This window comes from Paenibacillus aquistagni, assembly GCF_900177815.1.
Taxonomy (GTDB): Bacteria; Bacillota; Bacilli; order Paenibacillales; family Paenibacillaceae; genus Paenibacillus_B; species Paenibacillus_B aquistagni.
The window spans coordinates 429,486-448,108 of sequence record NZ_FXAZ01000004.1; the positions used below are offsets into that span (position 1 = coordinate 429,486).

Annotated in this window: 18 protein-coding genes; 11 read left to right on the forward strand and 7 right to left on the reverse strand. The window is 50.4% G+C overall.

Features of this window, described 5'->3' with window-relative positions; translation table 11 throughout:
- Positions 1 to 4: 4 nt before the first annotated feature.
- Entirely contained in the window at positions 5 to 970 is a 966-nt protein-coding gene (locus B9Y93_RS15940; RefSeq protein WP_085495816.1) for an ABC transporter permease, read from the forward strand.
- 334 nt (positions 971 to 1,304) lie between these two features.
- Positions 1,305 to 1,703, forward strand: coding sequence for a holo-ACP synthase (gene acpS, locus B9Y93_RS15945; protein WP_085495817.1), 399 nt, complete (start codon positions 1,305 to 1,307; stop codon positions 1,701 to 1,703).
- Positions 1,704 to 1,839: 136 nt separating this feature from the next.
- On the opposite strand, the gene B9Y93_RS15950 is transcribed toward acpS, so the two are convergent.
- Complete coding sequence (locus B9Y93_RS15950; RefSeq protein WP_085495819.1) at positions 1,840 to 2,238, reverse strand: c-type cytochrome; 399 nt, start codon at positions 2,236 to 2,238, stop codon at positions 1,840 to 1,842.
- Between the two features lie 162 nt (positions 2,239 to 2,400).
- Here B9Y93_RS15950 and mutY point away from each other — a divergent pair, with 162 nt between their 5' ends.
- Positions 2,401 to 3,516 carry an A/G-specific adenine glycosylase gene (gene mutY, locus B9Y93_RS15955; protein ID WP_088549387.1) on the forward strand — a complete coding sequence of 372 codons (1,116 nt, stop codon included), beginning with the start codon at positions 2,401 to 2,403 and terminating at the stop codon, positions 3,514 to 3,516.
- A gap of 42 nt (positions 3,517 to 3,558) precedes the next feature.
- A complete protein-coding gene (def, locus tag B9Y93_RS15960; RefSeq protein WP_085495822.1) occupies positions 3,559 to 4,086 on the forward strand; it encodes a peptide deformylase in 528 nt (175 codons plus the stop codon).
- A gap of 74 nt (positions 4,087 to 4,160) precedes the next feature.
- Here the strand turns inward: def and B9Y93_RS15965 are convergent, their stop codons facing one another.
- From B9Y93_RS15965 to B9Y93_RS15980, 4 genes are all read right to left on the reverse strand, one after another.
- Positions 4,161 to 5,207 carry a formylglycine-generating enzyme family protein gene (locus B9Y93_RS15965; protein ID WP_097676165.1) on the reverse strand — a complete coding sequence of 349 codons (1,047 nt, stop codon included), beginning with the start codon at positions 5,205 to 5,207 and terminating at the stop codon, positions 4,161 to 4,163.
- A 113-nt stretch (positions 5,208 to 5,320) separates the two neighbouring features.
- Positions 5,321 to 6,565 (reverse strand): ROK family protein, encoded by a 1,245-nt coding sequence (locus B9Y93_RS15970; RefSeq protein WP_085495824.1) that lies wholly within the window; start codon positions 6,563 to 6,565, stop codon positions 5,321 to 5,323.
- Positions 6,558 to 7,100 carry a chromate transporter gene (locus B9Y93_RS15975; RefSeq protein WP_085495826.1) on the reverse strand — a complete coding sequence of 181 codons (543 nt, stop codon included), beginning with the start codon at positions 7,098 to 7,100 and terminating at the stop codon, positions 6,558 to 6,560. Before B9Y93_RS15975 ends, B9Y93_RS15970 begins: the two co-directional genes overlap by 8 nt.
- Before the next feature lie 293 nt (positions 7,101 to 7,393).
- Positions 7,394 to 8,023: a chromate transporter gene (locus B9Y93_RS15980; RefSeq protein WP_244903433.1), complete on the reverse strand. Its 630-nt coding sequence runs from the start codon at positions 8,021 to 8,023 to the stop codon at positions 7,394 to 7,396.
- Between the two features lie 206 nt (positions 8,024 to 8,229).
- Between B9Y93_RS15980 and B9Y93_RS15985 the strand changes: the two genes are divergently transcribed.
- Positions 8,230 to 9,750, forward strand: a complete 1,521-nt coding sequence (locus tag B9Y93_RS15985) for an arylsulfatase (RefSeq protein WP_085495828.1) — start codon at positions 8,230 to 8,232, stop codon at positions 9,748 to 9,750.
- A 237-nt stretch (positions 9,751 to 9,987) separates the two neighbouring features.
- Here the strand turns inward: B9Y93_RS15985 and B9Y93_RS15990 are convergent, their stop codons facing one another.
- Positions 9,988 to 10,602 carry a superoxide dismutase gene (locus B9Y93_RS15990; protein WP_085495830.1) on the reverse strand — a complete coding sequence of 205 codons (615 nt, stop codon included), beginning with the start codon at positions 10,600 to 10,602 and terminating at the stop codon, positions 9,988 to 9,990.
- A 497-nt stretch (positions 10,603 to 11,099) separates the two neighbouring features.
- Here B9Y93_RS15990 and B9Y93_RS15995 point away from each other — a divergent pair, with 497 nt between their 5' ends.
- From B9Y93_RS15995 to B9Y93_RS16020, 6 genes are all read left to right on the forward strand, one after another.
- A complete protein-coding gene (locus tag B9Y93_RS15995) occupies positions 11,100 to 11,534 on the forward strand; it encodes a GNAT family N-acetyltransferase (protein ID WP_085495833.1) in 435 nt (144 codons plus the stop codon).
- A gap of 150 nt (positions 11,535 to 11,684) precedes the next feature.
- Positions 11,685 to 12,254 carry a DUF402 domain-containing protein gene (locus B9Y93_RS16000; protein WP_085495836.1) on the forward strand — a complete coding sequence of 190 codons (570 nt, stop codon included), beginning with the start codon at positions 11,685 to 11,687 and terminating at the stop codon, positions 12,252 to 12,254.
- A gap of 149 nt (positions 12,255 to 12,403) precedes the next feature.
- Positions 12,404 to 14,107 (forward strand): tRNA epoxyqueuosine(34) reductase QueG, encoded by a 1,704-nt coding sequence (gene queG, locus B9Y93_RS16005; protein ID WP_085495838.1) that lies wholly within the window; start codon positions 12,404 to 12,406, stop codon positions 14,105 to 14,107.
- A gap of 135 nt (positions 14,108 to 14,242) precedes the next feature.
- Positions 14,243 to 14,500, forward strand: a complete 258-nt coding sequence (locus B9Y93_RS16010; protein WP_085495841.1) for a YneF family protein — start codon at positions 14,243 to 14,245, stop codon at positions 14,498 to 14,500.
- Positions 14,501 to 14,556: 56 nt separating this feature from the next.
- Entirely contained in the window at positions 14,557 to 15,150 is a 594-nt protein-coding gene (folE, locus tag B9Y93_RS16015; protein ID WP_085495843.1) for a GTP cyclohydrolase I FolE, read from the forward strand.
- A 188-nt stretch (positions 15,151 to 15,338) separates the two neighbouring features.
- On the forward strand, positions 15,339 to 16,397 hold the full coding sequence (locus tag B9Y93_RS16020; RefSeq protein ID WP_085495846.1) for a DUF7309 domain-containing protein: 1,059 nt from the start codon (positions 15,339 to 15,341) through the stop codon (positions 16,395 to 16,397).
- Positions 16,398 to 16,964: 567 nt separating this feature from the next.
- Here B9Y93_RS16020 and B9Y93_RS16025 read toward each other — a convergent pair.
- A complete protein-coding gene (locus B9Y93_RS16025) occupies positions 16,965 to 18,461 on the reverse strand; it encodes a Fe-Mn family superoxide dismutase (RefSeq protein ID WP_244903434.1) in 1,497 nt (498 codons plus the stop codon).
- Positions 18,462 to 18,623 lie beyond the last annotated feature (162 nt).

Consider the following 18,623-nt stretch of genomic DNA (forward strand, 5'->3'; position numbering starts at 1 on the left):
GAACATGTGGGCGACTATTGAGCAAATATTTCCGTATGCCATTGCTTTCACGATTCCGCTTTTGATTACTGCCTTGGGCGCGCTCTTTAGTGAACGAAGCGGGGTTGTAAACATCGGTCTCGACGGATTGATGATCGTCGGTTCGTTTATCGGCGCATTGGTAGTATCACAGCTGCAGGAGGCATTCCCTGATCCTGGTGTTCCTAAAGTTGTATTACTGTTAATTGGACTTGCGGCTGCGGCTATCGCAAGTGCGTTATTTTCTCTGCTGCATGCCTTTGCGAGCATTAATCTTAGCGCGAATCAGATCATAAGCGGTACCGCTATTAATATGATTGCTGGTGCGCTAACCATCTTCTTGGCGCGCAACATGACAGGCAGCGGCAATATACGCGTCAAAAATGGGTTCGCAACATTTGATGTACCGATTCTATCAAAGATCCCCGTTATCGGCGAACTGTTCTTCACAAGAACGTATTTGACGACGTGGATCGTTCTGGGCATTTTGATTTTCAGCATTATTCTGTTGTATAAGACACCATTTGGCCTGCGTCTTCGTTCTTGCGGCGAGCATCCGCATGCGGCTGAGGCAGCTGGTATTCGCGTGCAGTCGATGCGCTATGTCGGCGTTATGATCTCGGGCGCCTTCTCAGGCCTAGGCGGCGCGATTATTCTGCTGACGTACTCAGGGGAATTTACGGGCAATGTCGCAGGACTTGGCTTCCTTGCGCTGGCTTCCTTGATCTTCGGACAATGGAAACCGATCGGCATTCTGCTTGCGACGCTGTTCTTCGGATTCGCAACTACAGTAGCCAACGTCTCGCAGGTCATTCCATCGCTGGCGGTATTCCCGCCGGTGCTCTTGAAGATCTTCCCGTATGTGGTGACTTTGATTGCGCTGGTCATCTTCTCGAAGTCGTCCAATGCGCCAAAGGCCGTTGGCGAGCCATTTGACTCCGGCAAGAGATAACAGCACTGAACTCGTATTGGAAACACGGCCTCTGTTAGCAGCATGCAGCCTTCGGCTGGCTGTTAGCAGCATGCAGCCTTCGGCTGGCTGTTAGCAGCATGCAGCCTTCGGCTGGCTGTAAGCAGGGGCTTTTTTGCATGACAAGAAGATGAGATCACGTCGAGCAACAGTTAACGCGCATGGTGTGTCGTCCGAGCGTCGACGTAGTGCCTCGCAGCAGTCATCATTACACCGCTCGCTAGGGAGATGCACGCGGTAATAAAGATTGCCGCCGCTGCATTTGCAATCCAACTGCTTCCCGTTGATAATAAGGTCAAAGGGGAGGGATGAACGGATGATATATGGAATTGGACATGACATTCTTGAGGTCGATCGGGTCAAAAAGATTGTGGAAAGCCAAAGCGGGGCTCGCTTTATTCAAAAGGTGCTGACGGAGCAGGAGCGGGCGCTGCTAAGTGAGAAGGAGCCAAGACGAACGGAATATGTAGCTGGCCGATTTGCCGTCAAGGAAGCCGTTGTGAAGGCGTTTGGCTGCGGCATCTCAAGCCAGATCGGCCTGCTCGACATCGAGGTGCTGCCTGATGCGGCAGGCAAGCCGGTAGCGAGGCTTCATCCTGCCTCTTGGCAGCGACTAGGGCTCGCTCAGGAGCGATTCAACATCCATGTCAGCATCTCTCATCAGCCAGGCATGGCCTCTGCCTTCTGCATTGTGGAGCAGCAGGACAGCAATTGAACGAAGGACCTTGTCTCTTATTGAAGATGAGATAAGGTCCTTCGTCTATACATGAGGTTAAGAACCTGTCACTAGAGCTGCCTTTATCCGGGCAATCATTGGCTCAGCCTATTCGATTCATGGCGTTAGGAAGCAGTTAGGCCGCAGGCTCGTTAGCAGATTCGGCTGCATTGGATTTGAGGGTGGACAGCCACTCCGCAACTTTGTCGATGTCGCCCTCTTCCATGGATCGTCCGACCTGAGGCATGCGTTTGCCTCCGTTGTGAATTTTGTCTATGATCTCTTCTTTGGTCATGTTGTCCCCAATCGTCTGAAGATTCGTATCCTTGCCCATGCGTCCCTCCAGATTGCCCCCATGGCACTGAAGGCAGCTCTGCTTATATACATTCGCCGCCTCAGCTGGCGCGCTATTCAAAATGTTCGACGAGGAGCTGCCTGAAGAACTGCTGGAAGCCCCGCATGCGGTCAACAGCGCGCCCAAGCATAATGCACTAATAAGAATACCGAAGCTTCTAGAAAAAGATAAGCTGCGCATATGAAACCCCTTCCTGTACATGATATTTCTTATATTTTTAGTATGGATGCCATGGAAGAATAAGACAAGACGAAAAGGTGTCATTTGGAAGAACATTTATAGGGATGCAGGTGTGATATAATAGACAGCGGACTTTGACATTAACATGATATGGAGGCCGTCATGGACGAACAACAAGCTTTTTTCAGCCGTGAGCTATTGCGCTGGTACCATGAGAACCGTCGTGATCTCCCTTGGCGGCGCGGGCATAATCCTTACTATACATGGGTATCGGAGATCATGCTTCAGCAGACACGAGTAGATACAGTCATTCCTTATTTTGAGCGCTTTATCTCCAAGTTCCCGACGGCAACAGCCCTAGCGGATGCGAAAGAGGAGGATGTGCTGAAGGCATGGGAAGGACTCGGCTATTACTCGCGAGCCCGCAACCTGCAGGCTGCAGCCCGTGAGGTGAAGGAGCGATACGCAGGAGAGGTTCCAGATGATGTCGCTGCTGTTTCCTCGTTGAAGGGGATTGGCCCTTATACCGCAGGCGCCATCATGAGCATTGCCTTCAATCGTAATGAGCCCGCTGTAGATGGGAACGTGATGCGGGTGCTGTCGCGATTTTTCCGTCTGCATGATGACATCGCGAAGCCCAGCACGCGCGTGAAAATTGAAAAGGTAGCGAGAGCGCTTATTCCAGATGGACATGCCTCTCACTTCAATCAAGCCTTAATGGAGCTTGGTGCGCTGACCTGTACGCCGAAGTCGCCGTCATGCCTCTTATGTCCGGTCATGGAGCATTGTGAGGGACGGCTGGCAGGCGAAGAGCTGCTGCTTCCGATTAAGACGAAGGCGAAGCCGCCGAAGCCGGAAGTTCGCTTCGCGGCTCTGGTCGAAGGCATGGGCCGTCACGAAGGGCAGCTGTTGATCAGGAAGCGCCCAGACACAGGTCTCTTGGCGCGGATGTGGGAGCTGCCGCATGTGCTTGCCCAGAAGCAGACAAGCAAAGGCAGCACCACGCAGGAGGCGGCCATGGATCAGGTGCGTGAGCTGCTGTTCCAAGAAGGAATCCATGCAGAGCCTGTTGAGGCTTATTGCGATGCGGAGCATACCTTTAGTCATATTCAATGGCAGATGCGCGTATATCGCTGTAAGGCTTTAAGCGAGATGGCACTGCCGCCTGGATATGCATATATCGAACGCGAGCATATGGCGGAATATGCTTTTCCGAACTTGTTTGTGAAGCTGATTCAAGGGTATTTTGAAGAGCAGCAATCGGTACGAAATGGCTAACGAATACCGAATTGCATGCATAAGTAGCAAGGAGAGATAACGATGGCTGTCAGAGAAATCCTGCCTTTTGGGGACCCTGTTCTGCGCAAAAAGTGCAGACCCATTACCGAGATGACCCCACGAATGGAACAAATGCTTAATGACTTGAAGGAAACATTGTATGATAAGCCGGGGCGAGCAGGGCTTGCCGCTCCTCAGATCGGCATGCTCAGAAGAGCGGTCGTGATGGACCTTGGAGAAGGGTTCCATGAGTTTATTAATCCGGAGATTGTGGAGTGCTCCGGCGAGCAGACGGGCATGGAGGGCTGCTTATCCTATCCGCACTATTACGGCAATGTGAAGCGCTATGACAAGGTAAAGCTTACGTATATGAATCGCAAGCTGGAGCAGAAGACGCTTGAGGCCGAGGGCTATCTGGCGGTATGCATTCAGCATGAGCTGGATCATCTGGACGGAGTGCTCTTTGTCGACCGCATGGAGGATGCGTTCCTCGTCCATGAGCATTCTCATGACCGTGTTCCTGTCATGGATGTGATCAAGCTGTCGAACCAAAACGTATGCAAGCTGTAAGGTCTTGGGGAATAGACAATGTAACAAAGACGTGCCGTCAGGAAATGATTCCGATCCGGCACGTCTTTGTTGTATTATTCAAGATCTGCGGCTACTCGAAAGCCAATGTTGCCAGAGGAGCTGTCTGGCGTATTGCTGCTTCTGGCGGCAACTCGGTAGCGGTTGCAGTAGGATTGGTGGCACAGATAAGAGCCGCCCTTCATGACACGAGTGCTTCCCATATCTGGGCCGCCAGGCTTCTCAGTGGAGCCTCTTAGCTCGGGACGGTTCGTAAACCAATCCGAGCACCACTCCCAGACGTTGCCGGATACATTGTACAAGCCGTATCCATTGGGATAATAGGCGTCGACCGGTGCAGTTCCAAGATAGCCGTCACTGGCGTGATTCTTGGTCGGAAAGACGCCTTGCCAAATGTTGCAGTAATGCTCGCCGTCAGGTCGAAGCACGTCGCCCCAAGGATAGCGGCGGCTTAGAAGGCCTCCTCTTGCCGCTGCCTCCCACTCAACCTCGCTAGGCAGTCTTACGCCAGCCCACTGGCAATACGCATTGGCGTCGTTCCAGCTGATATGCACGACCGGATGATGCATGCGATCCTCGATATGGCTGCCGGGTCCTTCTGGCTGCTTCCAATAGGCTCCCTCCACAGCAAACCACCATGGCGTCTCTTGAGGCGAGCCGATGATTGGCAGCTGCTCAGGATTGTCGATCAGCAGATGGAAGACATAGGACCAGCGGAAGAGTTCGGCATCGGTCGCATAACCGGTCGCTTCAATGAATCGTGCGAACTCTTCATTGGTGACAGTATGAGGCGCCATGCGAAAGGCCTCTATCTCGACAGGCCGTGCAGGTCCCTCGGCATCTGCTGGAAAGCCTACATCCTCATCGGTACCAAGGATGTAGGTGCCAGCAGGGATCAGCGGCCAGTCTGATGTATCGACCGCAGCCACATCTGCGCGAGCCAGTCTCTCCTGCTCTATGGTTGACGAAGGAGCATCGGCAGCAGCTAAGCTGTGCGAATCGATGGCTTGGCGTGTTCCAGCGCAACAAGAAGGCGAGGCTGTCGCTTCTATGGTCTTGGCTTCTTCTACGGATGCTGCCGCTAACGGAATCCACTTTTTCATATACAACGCTCCTTGCAGATACAATGAATGGTATCATTTCGATCAGTTAACTAGGGATAATGCCATCGTAGCTCCCTCGGCTTTCTTTTTCCATAGGAATCCTGCAGCTCAGACTACCCTTGCAGACCGGGATTATGGTGAGACAAGCGATCAATAATAATTAGAGCCGCGCCTACTGCGATGGCTTCTTCACCAAATGCTCCCTTGCTGAACACGACCTGATAGTCAGGATAATGATAGGTTTTACGAATAGCCGTCTGAGTAGCCGTATAGAAATACAGATCATGGTTGGTCATTAACGGCCCGCCCAGCACCACCTTCTCGGGATGGAGCACATTCAGCAGATTGGCAAGCCCAATGCCGAAGTAGGTAGCAGCTTGGGTAATGATCTCTGTTGTCAACGGGTCTTGGTGCCGCAGTGCTGCAAGCACATGCTTGAGCTGGACCTCTTCATTGGGCTTCACGAATGAGGAAAGGCAGCTGCTGCGCCCCATTCTAAGCTTTGATCTTAATTCGCGTTCAATGGCGTAGACCGAGCAGTAGGTGTCCAGACAGCCATGATTGCCTTCGCGTGTGCGATAGGGGAGGCCATCGCTTTGGATGATCATCTGACCTAGTGAGCCTTCCATATCAATGGCCCCATAAATGAGTTTGCCATCAGACATCATGGCGGAGCGAAGTCCAATCCCCACATGGACGTAGAGCATGTGGCGTACATTCTTCATCCGATCGGCAAACGATTCCGCGACGATGGCCGTGTTGGCTCCGTTGTCGAGCCGCACGGGAATATGAAGCAGTTCTTCGAATCGTGCGACAATGTCCACCTGACGCCAGCCAGGCGCTTGGAACCATTCTGGCTGTTCGATGCGGCCTGTGAAGCGATTGAGCGGACCAACTGCCCCAATGCCCATGCCTAGGAGCTGCTGCTGGAGCAGAGGATGCTCTTCCTTCCACTGGTTGATCTGCAAGATAACTTGCTTGATGAGCACATCTGGCGTCATCTTGTCATGCATGTCCCATACTTGTGAAGCGAGCTTCTGACCGCTTAGATCCAACAGCACAAGGCGTGAGCTTACACGAGAGATATCAAGCCCTAAACTGCAGCCGTAATCAGGGCGAACTCGATATAAAATGGGTCTTCGCCCCCCTGTAGAAGCCCCGAACCCGCACTCTTCAATAAGGCCTGAGGCTATCAGATCCTCTAATACGCGTGTTAAGGTGCTGACCGTTAATCCGGATTGGTGAAGCAGATCCAGCTTGGATATTTCATGCTTTCTGCGAATCATGCTGAAGATTTCTTTGGCCTTGTGAGAAACGATCCGATCCGCAGGATCGATAATTGGAGTATCCTTAGGCATACAATACCATCCCCGCAATTCCTGAGATTAAGATGACAGCAATCGGATGGATGCGGAACTTGACCAGCGCGAGCAGGGCAAGAGCAAAGATGCCAATACTGATATATGTGCTGTTGGACCAGCCGCTAAGAAGACCCGCATTCATCGTCATATTAACCGCTGCATAGGCAATAAGCGCTACGACAGCAGGCTTCATGCCATCAAGTGCAGCCTGCACCCAATGATTATCATACATTTTATAGAAAATAGTGGCAACCAGCAGCATGATGATGGCAGAGGGAAGAACAATTCCTAGGCTTGCCACAAGAACGCCGGGTATCCCTTGGGCAGCATATCCAACATATACAGCGCTATTCATCGCAACAGGCCCTGGGGCCATCCCTGCCAGAGTCACAGCTTCAGTATACTGCTGCGGCGTAAGCCACATGTGCGTCAGGGCTTCGTGCTCAATAATAGGGAGCATGGCATAGCCGCCGCCAAAGGATATAAAGCCTAGCTTGAAAAAGGTCCAAAATAATTCCCAAAGTACAAACATGCTGATGCCTTCTTTCTGCGTGATAGACTGTTGCCCTAAAGGTTAGGAACGATGTATGGAAGGGGCATGATGGCTGCAAAATTCTTATCTCCAGAGATAAAGCGGCGATGCTTCGGTTCGGTTGTCTTGCGGTCCTGACTTATGCAGTCACAAGGTGAGCGGTCACATTTTATAAAACAAAAGCGTCAAAGCCTCTCTTTATGCTGCGCAGGTTGCTTGGTGCTTATCGTTGCATATGGCGAAAGGGATAAAGTTATCACGAGCGTACCCATTAAGCTTATCGATGAAGCTCCTCATGAATGATGCGAGGTCTGCTGGTATTTGTGCTTGTGGCGATGAGACTTCGGCGGGCTCGTTGAACGCATTCTCATCCACTCCATGACAAGGCCGGCAATGGTGCCCAGTACTAAGACTAGAACAGGATGGATCGGCGTGAACAAGAGCAGCAGCGCACAGACACTCATCGCGGTCCAAGAAAAGAGATCCTTCAGCGTTCTTCGTCCCATGCGAATGGCAGCGAAGGCGATTAAGGCGATAACAGCGGGCTTAATGCCTGATAATGCAGCATGGACAAGCGGATGGCTGCTGTACTTGGATATGCCAAGGCAGATGACAAGCATAATAATGATTGTTGGCAGCGAGATGCCGATGATCGAAGCGATGAGGCCAGGAAGCCCGGCAATCCGGTATCCGATTAAGCCGGCAGCATTGACGCCGATTCCGCCAGGCGCGGCCCCTGCAAGCGCGGTGATCTCATTCATCTCCGTCTCCTCCAGCCAGTGCCAGTGTTCGACAACCTCCCGATCGAGGACGGGAAGGATCGCATAGCCGCCGCCGAAGGTTGTTGGAGCAATCTTGGTAAAAGTCATAAACAGCTGAGCGCACAGCTTCAGCTTGGAAGTCTCAGGCGAGGATGGATGCAAGATGTCCCCTTCTTTCTATCCGAACTTGTTACTTTTAGTATATCGCACTTAATTCCAAAATGAAATAAACTTTAATATATTCTATATATAAAGGATTTTTAAATGGAGTGTAGAAGCTTATTTATAAATAAAACTATTACACTTCTGTTCATTATGGATGGAACTCTACATATCTGTGAAGGACAGGGCTGAAAGGAGTCATCATCATGGCACAGGCAGGAACGGCAAAGCAGCCGAATATCCTGTTTATTACGGTAGATCAGATGCGATTCGACTGCTTAAGCATTGCAGGGCATCCGATTGTGGAGACACCGAATCTGGATGAATTGGCAAGAACGGGGGTTCGATTCGATCGAGCCTACACTGCGACACCATCATGCATCCCGGCTCGAGCGGCTATCTTTACAGGCCAAAGTCCGGCCCATCATGGACGAACCGGCTACGAGGATTGTGTGCCGTGGCGCTACGAGGAAACCATGCCAGGCGAGCTTGCAAAGGCGGGATATCATACCCAATGTGTTGGCAAGATGCATGTGTATCCTGCAAGAAGCCTGCTTGGCTTTCACAATGTCGTTATGCATGACGGGTATCTTCACCATAATCGAATGAGGCATAATGTCGCTGCTAAGGATCATTTTGACCAAGTGGATGATTATTTGGTGTGGCTGCGCCAGCAGGTGCCGTCTGCGGATCTTGTTGATCTGGGATTGGACTGCAATGCTTCCACCGTAGCTAGACCATGGGAGCTTCCGGAGCGGCTGCACCCTACGAACTGGGTCGTCTCTGAATCGATCGACTTCTTAAGACGTCGTGATCCTAGCAAACCGTTTTTCCTATGGATGTCCTTTGTAAGGCCTCATCCGCCATTTGATCCTCCTCAGGCATTCCTTGATTTGTACAAGGATGCGGAAATACCAGAGCCTCCTGTCGGAGATTGGGCCATGCAGGAAGACCCTATGCAGCTCGGACTCAATCCAGTGACGGATAAAGGGCTTGTGCCGAAGCGCCGCTTGAAGCAAGCGATGGCGGCTTATTATGCTCTTATTACGCACCTCGATCATCAGATTGGGCGCTTCTTGCAGGTGCTAAACGAATACGGAGAGATGAACAATACCATTATTATCTTCACTTCTGATCATGGAGAGATGCTGGGCGATCATCATATGTTCCGCAAAGCTGTCCCTTATGAGGGCAGCGCGAGAATTCCGTTCATTCTCAATGATCCAGGCAATCGGCTTGGACTTAAAAGAGGCGCCGTGCGCAATGAGGTTATCGAGCTGAGAGATATTATGCCAACGGTGCTGGATGCCGCAGGGGCGAGAATTCCAGATGCAGTAGATGGCCGCAGCATTCTTGAGCTTGCACGGGCGGGCAGCGCCTCCCCTGACAGGCAGCAGGATGCTTCCCTAGATTCAGCTGTTCAAGGCTGGCGGCCGCATCTGCACGGCGAGCATGCCTACGGCCACTTGTCCAATCATTGGCTTACCAATGGCAAGGAGAAGTACATCTGGTTCTCACAGACGGGCCAAGAGCAGTATTTCAACCTTGAAAAGGATCCATTGGAGCTTCACAATGCGGTGAACGATGCAGAATACGCAGATTGTATCGTGCATTGGAGACAGCAATTGATAGAGGAGCTAAAGGCTCGCGAGGAAGGGTACAGCGACGGAGAGCAATTAATTGCAGGCATAGCGCCACGATCGACGCTTTCTTTTCTCAAAGCATAAGGAATTCAGTGCAAGAATGAACTTGTTATGCAAAAAAAGCTAGAGTCCTTTCTCTTGGGGTGCCCCTATGAGGAAAGGACTCTTTTCTTGTTAGTGCTTGGTTGGGTATCGCGCTTCAACCCTAAGATCGGGTGTGGATCTATGTAGATTCAGAAGTAAACAGCATGAAACGGGTTGATTAAAAAAAGCGAGTCCAAGGCATCCCGCCATGGACTCGCTTCGTTATGTGTATACTGCTTATTTTGCAGCAGCTTCGTAGCGTTTTTCAACTTCAGACCAGTTTACAACGTTCCAGAAAGCGCCGATGTAATCAGGGCGTTTGTTTTGATATTTCAAGTAGTAAGCGTGCTCCCATACGTCAAGGCCTAAGATTGGAGTCTTGCCTTCCATGATTGGGGAGTCTTGGTTAGGCAAGCTGTATACGGACAATTTGCCGTCTTTGTCTACAGCGAGGAATGCCCAACCGGAACCAAAGCGAGTTGTAGCTGCTTTAGCAAAATCTTCTTTGAACTTGTCAAAGCCGCCAAGGTCATTGTTGATTGCGTCAGCAAGCTTGCCAGATGGTTGGCCGCCGCCGTTAGGTCCAATTACTTCCCAGAACAGGGAGTGGTTAGCATGGCCGCCGCCATTGTTGCGAACTGCAGTGCGGATGCTTTCAGGTACGCTGTCCAGATCCGCGATCAATTCTTCTACTGACTTCGATTGCAATTCAGGAGCGGACTCCAAAGCTGCATTCAAGTTCGTTACGTACGTATTATGGTGACGATCGTGGTGAATCATCATTGTTGTTTCGTCAATGTGTGGTTCCAAAGCATTGTTTGCATAAGGGAGTGCTGGTAATTGATGTGCCATCTGTATTACCTCCTGATAATTTTAAAACTCTCTTCATTCATTAAACATGATTGCAGTGAATAAATCAACAAAAATGTTTAAAAAGTCGGTTAAATGTTGCCATGTGTACACAATGACATAATGTTATGTCATAATGTACCTGCAGGCACTCTATTAATAGTACCCGAATAAGAGGGTTCTCAAACGCTAATGTCCTGTTTTTCCCAAATACAACCTTTAGGAATGTGAGGAGGCAAGTAGGTGATGATAGAAAGTGCTGGAAATAAAAACCGAAGAAAAAGCGCTTAAAACGCAATAATTGCTTGGAAACGGTTACAATTAAGCGCTTTCACAAGAAAAATAGCTTTTTTTCGTATTTTTTTAAAGTTTTTGCGAAAGAAAGAAGGAATACTGTGCTTTTTGTCGTATTTGTAAACTTGTTTTGTTTGATAAACTAATCCCTATACAAGAGAGAGAGAGTATAGAACCAATCATGCTCAGGATGAGGAGAGTAATACATGAATGTTCGTTCCTTTCGATTGTCGGATTATATGCCGGCTACAGAGTTGTTGAAAGCCTCGCTATCAGAAGAGTGCTGTGAGAAGACGTTAGCAGCCTTGGCAAGACAGCTGAAGCTCGAGGGGGAGCTGGTTGTTGTAGCAGAGCTGGAGGAAGATTCTGAAGTAAAAATCGTTGGCGTTGCCATCGGTACGATTGACAGCAATAACGGCTATTACTATCGTTTGGCTGTACACCCTGACTATCGCAGTCAAGGTATAGGGAAGGCTCTTGTTCAGAAGCTGGAGCAGAAGTTCCAGCAGCGTCAAGTTAGGAACATTATGATTGCTGCAGATGAGCATACGGAAGTTGTGCTTCCGTGGTTTGAGCAGCTAGGATATGGAGCGCAGCACGTACTCCGATCCTTGAAGAAGCTCCGCATTGTTACAGGCTGAGCGTGGTTGATTTTGGAGGAAAGACATAATTGCATAATCCTGTATAGGAAGGCATATCTTTTCAAACGTTGCATTCGGCGAAAAGATATGCTTTTCTATTATTAATCGTTGTTTTTGGAACTACACGTCATTTATAAATGAGGAAAGCCGATGGAGCACTACAGACAAGTACTCGTAAAGAGCTTTAAGCATGATGGACATTTGCATCGGGTCTGGTTGAAAAACTGGCTCGTTCCTCAAGCGGTGCGGCATGCTCGCTTCAGCGGGCAGCAGATGCACGTCCTGATTAACAGCCAGACTCCAATCGTGGAATCAGACGGGAAGCAGTGGATGAGCAGGGTTCCTGCTGTCACCTTCTTGATTCCGAAGCTTTGGTTCAATGTTGTTGCTTTGATCGAAGAGCAGGGCGTTCGCTATTACTGCAACATTGCCTCTCCTCCTTATGAATATGAGGATACCTTTACGTATATTGACTATGATCTGGATGTGATTCGTCATGCCAATGGCCACGTGGCTGTTGTGGACCGTGATGAGTACAATCACAACCGCATGCTGTATCACTATCCTGACATGGTGGAGCGAAAGGTAGCTGCAGGTCTTGAGGAAGTGCTGGAGCGCATTCATGCTGCTGAGCTTCCATTTGACGACGAGGCCGTCATTTGGCAGTACCGCCAGTGGGTGCAGTGGATGGCTGCGGCTGGGAAGCACAGACTGCAGTAATGCAGTATGGACTTAGGCTCTTTGAGCAAGGAATGGTCATGGTGGAGCAAAACGGCGCCGCGTTAGGGGAATGATCCTAACGAAGGGTGCCGTTTGTCCATTTTTAAATATAGGAATTGCAGCATCAGAGGAAAGGAGGGGAGCAGGTGATGGAGAAGCAGGCATTTATGAATCAAGAGGAGCGGTTCTCTGTCTTAAAACGTGATATTCAAGCAGCGGCAGCCTCTCTTGGCATTGATCAGATTGGCTTTACCAGCGCAGAGCCTTTTACCCTGCTGAAGGAGCGGTTGAAGCAGTCGGTGGAGCAGGGCTATCATTCGGGCTTTGAAGAGCCGGATCTCGACAAGCGGACTCAGCCGAAGCTCTTGCTGGAAGGGGCAGCATCCATCATCTCCATCGCGGTTGCTTATCCCTCCAAGCTTCCCTATTCACCGAAGTCAGAACCCGACTCTTATCGCGGCATGTTTGCTCGGACGGCATGGGGAATGGATTACCATCATGTGCTGCGTGATCGCTTGCAGCGGCTTGAAGCCTTTATTCGTGAGCGGGTACATGAGCCTGAGCTGAAGATTAAGAGCATGGTGGATACGGGAGAGCTGTCTGACCGTGCGGTGGCTGAACGGGCTGGCATTGGCTTCAGCGGCAAAAATTGCTCCATCATCTCTCCGAAGCTTGGGAGCTGGATCTATCTGGGGGAGATGATTACGAATATTCCCTTTACTCCCGATCATCCCATCACGGAAGACTGCGGGAGCTGCACCAAGTGTCTGGATGCTTGTCCGACAGGAGCGTTTGTTGGCCCTGGACAATTGAATGCCAATCGGTGCATCTCTTTTCAGACGCAGCTGAAGGATATGCTCACAGATGAGATGATGACCAAGATGGGCAATCGATTATATGGCTGTGATACGTGCCAGATCGTGTGCCCGAAGAATCGAGGACTCAATTGGACTCATCAGCCAGAACTGCAGCCTGATCCGGAGCAGGCGAAGCCGCTGCTTGTCCCCATGCTCTCCTTGTCGAATCGGGAGTTCAAGACAAGCTTTGGTTCAAGTGCAGCGGCTTGGCGCGGGAAGAAGCCGATTCAGCGCAATGCCATCATTGCCTTGGGGAACTTTAGAGACCGAAGCGCTGTGCCTGAGCTTGCGGGGTTGCTGCTGAGGGACGAGCGGCCTGATATTCGCGGTACGGCTGCATGGGCGCTTGGGCGGATTGGCGGAGAACTGGCCAAGGCGAAGCTGCAAGCGGCTGGGAAGCGAGAAGAGCATGAGGAGGTGATCCGCATGATTAAAGATGCGGTTCAAGAAGCTGCCAATACACCGGAGCCATTATACCTTATTGAGATGGATTCTCCCATCGGGAAGCTGACGCTAAGCGCGACACTGGATGGATTATGCCGAATTGACTTTGGGACAGTGCTCGAATGCTCCCATGATATCCAAGCATGGGCGGAGCAGGCGATAGGCGCCGTTATTCTCCAGCGCAACCCGGAACGTCTAAAGGCAGCGAAGAAGCAGCTTGAAGAGTATTTTGCAGGAGGAAGAACCACCTTCGACCTGAAGCTTGATCTGCGAGGTGGAACGCCGTTTCAGCGTGAAGTATGGCAGACACTGCGAGATATTCCGTATGGAGAGACCTGGGCCTATAAGGATCTTGCTGAGCGGATTGGCAATCCGAAGGCAGTTCGCGCTGTGGGCGGGGCGAACAACAAGAATCCGATCTCCATCATTATTCCGTGCCACCGCGTTATTGGCGCCTCCGGGCAATTGGTCGGGTATGGGGGAGGTTTGTCGAAGAAAGTTGCGCTGCTAGAACTGGAGCGGCGAACGCTGTCACCTTCTTTTTCTTCATGATCAAGTGCTTTTTTGGCAAAATGGTAGGAAGTTAAGGGTCAGGAAGCTTGTCCCTAGAATTGTCATCTATCGACGGACATGCTATCATAGTGCGGTAGTAGATTAAACATCGTATATGTTGGGGTGACCATTAGAATGTTGTGGACATGGATTACAGGCATCGTATGCCTAATCATCGGTCTAGTGGCCGGGTTTGCGATTGGAGTATTCTATCTTCGCAACCAAATGACGAAGATGCAATCTGATCCAGAGATGATTCAGAAGATGGCCAAGCAAATGGGCTATAATCTCAATACGAAGCAGATGCAAGCTGCCCAGAAAATGATGAAAAATGGCGGATCGGGTCAGATGAAGCCAGGCGGCGGTTCGAAGGGGAAAAAGAAGAAATCATAATCCCTCGATAAACATGGTAGTGCAATGAATGCATACGGCGGGAAGGAGGAGCAGTCATGGCGGGTGTGAAAGATTACGTAAATACGAGCGTTAGCGACAACCGTGAAAAAGTCGAGTATCATATACGCGAACTGTTGAAGCTGATTGGCGAAAACGTAGAACGCGAAGGGCTTCTTGATACGCCAGCACGGGTTACGCGCATGTATGAAGAGATCTTCAGCGGCTACAGCGTGGATCCTCGCGAGGTGTTGGGCGTCACATTTGACGAGCAGCATGAAGAATTGGTGATCGTTAAGGATATTGTGTATTACAGCCAATGTGAGCACCATATGGCTCCATTCTTCGGCAAGGTACACATTGGTTATGTGCCAAGCGGCCAGATTGTAGGCTTAAGCAAGCTTGCACGTCTGGTTGATGCGATTACACGCAGACTGCAAGTCCAAGAGCGCATCACCACGGAGATCGCAGATATTCTCGAAGAGGTCTTGAAGCCGCAGGGCGTGATTGTCGTCGTTGAAGGCGAGCATCTATGCATGTGTGCTCGCGGTGTACGCAAGCCTGGCAGCAAGACTGTTACCACGGCCGCACGCGGCGTGTTCAAGACAGATGCTGCAGGACGCCAGGAATTCATGTCACTGCTGAAGCAGTAGGATTGTTAGGGTTGTAAGGATCGCATAGAACCCGTTCCGACCAGGGAACGGGTTTTTATTTCGAGATACAGGATTGGCAGCAATGCTGTTGGATTGTATTCGGAAACGCGGATGATGCCTCCATTGGGGGCTGAAGGCGTTTTTCCGAGAGGATGGTGTGCGACAACGAAGGAGGAAGGAACGAGAAGATGACGGTAAAAGAGAAGCAACCAGCATCAAAGGAGCAAGAGAAGGTATGGACAGAGGAACAGCAGCAGCTGTCCAAACTGTATGAGACAGCAAGAGAATTCAAGAAGCTCGCTTGCTGGAAGTGGATTTCGGATAACCATATTTTTGGTGTGCAAAATCCTGAGGATGGCGAAATTGGCTACTGCAGCATTATGGGAGAAAGCGAGAATCTGTTTGGGCTTGCTTTGTTCCGTGGAAGCGAAGGGCTAGAGAGCCTTAATGACATGCTGATTGAGCGTGATGAGCGCTATGCGTGGCTGCACAGACAAAAATGCATCATGGTGACTTACGAAGACCGTACAGATCTTGAGAAGCGTGATTTGGCAGAGATCAAGGAGCTTGGCTTAAGCTTCCGTGGACGCAATGCATGGCCGATGTTCCGGGTGTTTGACCCAGGATTTGTACCTTGGACCTTGGATATGGAGCAAGTACGCTTCATGACGGCTGCGCTTGAGCAGGCCATGGACTTTGCGACTCGTGTGAAGAAGGATGCTTCGCTTCTGACTGCGCCTCAATCCGGAAACGTTCTTGTCCGCACAAATGAAAGTGGCGCTTGGGAGGATCGCTGGATGGAGCCAGGCTTCATATTGAAGCGTCCGAACAAGGTCATGATGAGTAATCAAGAGATGCTTAACGACATTATGAACCGCTTCCCGAACAAAAAAGGCCACTGGGAAACGGAGTTCTTCTACGCGCCTGTTGCCGTAAAAGGCGAAGGCGAGCGCCCGTATTATCCGCGTCTTGCGATTTGGGTGGACCGCACCACACGCTCTGCGGTGGGCTTCCATCTGTGCTATGACGAGAACTACGAGCAGGAATTCTTGGAGCACTTCTTGAAGCTGATCGAAGAGAAGGGCCATCGTCCGCAGAAGCTCGTTATTCGTACGAATGAGACATTGGATCTGTTCGAGAAGACGGCACAACGCCTGAAGGTTAAGATTGAGCGCGAGCCTCGTCTTGTCTTCTTGGAAGAAGCGCGTCAGGACTTGTTCGAGTATTTTATGAATAATCAGAAGTAATTGATTGAGATGACCTGAAGTCGCTATGATAATGGCGTGAGCTTCGAAGTGCTCTCGTATTTGAACGTGAAAAATAGATTGTAATAATCGGGAAGAACCGTCTCTGTGCTGAACTGCACCTCCAATCGTTAGATGGTGTCTAACAATTGGGGTCACTTCATGCTTGGGGCGGTTTTTTTCTACTAAGCGAAAATGAAAACGTTATCTTTTTGGGAGTTTAAAAATCTGAAACCACTGATCCGTCGAAACAATGGTTTGCTGATTGATCTCATTCCATATAATAACTGGCTTCATTCGACTTGAAATGTCGCCATGATCCTTATTCAATAGGGTAGGGCATGTCATTATTTCTCGGGAAATGTGATAATCCGCCTGATGATCAAAAAGAGCTTCTAAAAACCTCCATATTCTTGTGTAATAAAAATAACGCTGCGCATGATGCGCAGCGTTTATCTAAAGTATGGAGGGATCACAGGATGACGGACGACATGGAGCACAGAGCTTAAGGGTTATGAAGAACTGCTCCTAGTAACAGATGACAGAGCAGCACGCATTACGGATTCAGGGCTAGAAGGGGGTCCACTTTAACTCCCTTGCCTTAAGATAACGCTCATTCACCTTCGGCCAATATACAACATTCCACCAATCCCTAACATAGTCAGCACGTTTATTTTGATGCTTCAAGTAATATGCATGCTCCCACACATCAAGCGGAAGCAAGGGAACAATGTCCCACTGAGAAAGGTTCTGATGCTTCTCTGCCTGCAGGATTTCGAGCCGACGGCTTCTAGGGCTCCACACTAAGATCGCCCAGCCGCTGCCTTCTACTGTTTCAGCTGCCTTTGAAAATTGCTGCTTAAAGGCATCATAACTGCCAAAATCGCGCTCGATCATCGAGCGAAGCTCTCCCTCAGGCATGCCACCACCCTTGGGATTCATGATTTCCCAGAATATCGTATGAAGATAGTGGCCTGCGCCATTAAAGGCAAGCTCGCCTTCCAGCGCCTTGATTCGTTCGAAGCCGCCTGTTCGTCTAGCTTCTGCCAATGCCAGTTCTGCTTTGTTTAAGCCGTCGACATAGCTTTGATGGTGCTTGTCGTGATGTATCCGCATCGTGGTCTCATCAATGTAGGGCTCCAGAGCCTGATAGGCGTACGGAAGCGGAGGGAGTCGATGTCCTCCTGGAGGAACATAGGCCGTATCCTGCTGAGGCTTATTCGGAACGGTGCGAGACGGCGGAGAAGTACCTCCGCTTCGATGCGGGTCCAGGCGTCCAGTTTCGACCTTTGCATCGGTTTGCTCCTGTCTTTGCTCTGCCTTGGCAATGCTTGCGGCTGGTGTTACATAAGCACTCGATGTGCTGTAGGGCGGAATGTTTCCAGTCCCTAGAGCAGCTTGTTCAGAATAGGGTGAAGGAGGAAAGGAGCGATGAACAGCTTCCTCCTGCGGCTTCAGATTGCCGATCATGGCGCGAATGCCTGGCGAGCCAGCATTAGGCTGAACAGGTGAAGGGGCTAGATGTGCATCTTGGGGGCCGTTAGGGCCATGATTATCAAAGGCTGAGACAGGAGCAGACACGGCATGAATATGTGCTTGTGGTCCTGTCGGCTGCTCAGGCGGATGCGCGCTGATGGAAGCTAAGGGCACGTTGGTAATCCCATGCACGAGACTAACGAACACATAGGATTCACGCGCGATGTGAGAGATCATGATGGAAGCGGCAGAGGTATCCTGCACCGCCTTGCTGTATTGACGCATATATTCGAGCTGCTGGACGAATTGCTCGGATTGATAGACAGAAGCCTTGAGCAGCAATTCGATTTGTTCGATCATATTGGGTTCTGGCAGCTGCCTGTTCTTAGACACGCTAGTAAGCCATCCGCGAGCGGTTTCCTCGGTCTTCTGGAATACCTGCTCCCACTCGGACAGCACTTGGGCATATTCTGGCTCTAGGTCGGGGATTAGCTGGGAGATCATATTTGCATGCTCGAGCTCCTGGTTTTTCCAAAATTGAATTTCTTCCAGCAGGCGCACAGGCATGAGATCTCCATAGATGAGCAGCACATTGTCACCTCCTTGCCAAGTCGTTCTGCTCATACCTTATGTTCATATGTATGCTTGTGACAGGTTGGCTTATATCCTTTGCTGCAAAAAGAAAAAGCCCCTCAGCTGAGACCTGTGTTGTTCCGGGACTCAGAAGAGAAGGCTTGTTGACCGAATATTCAG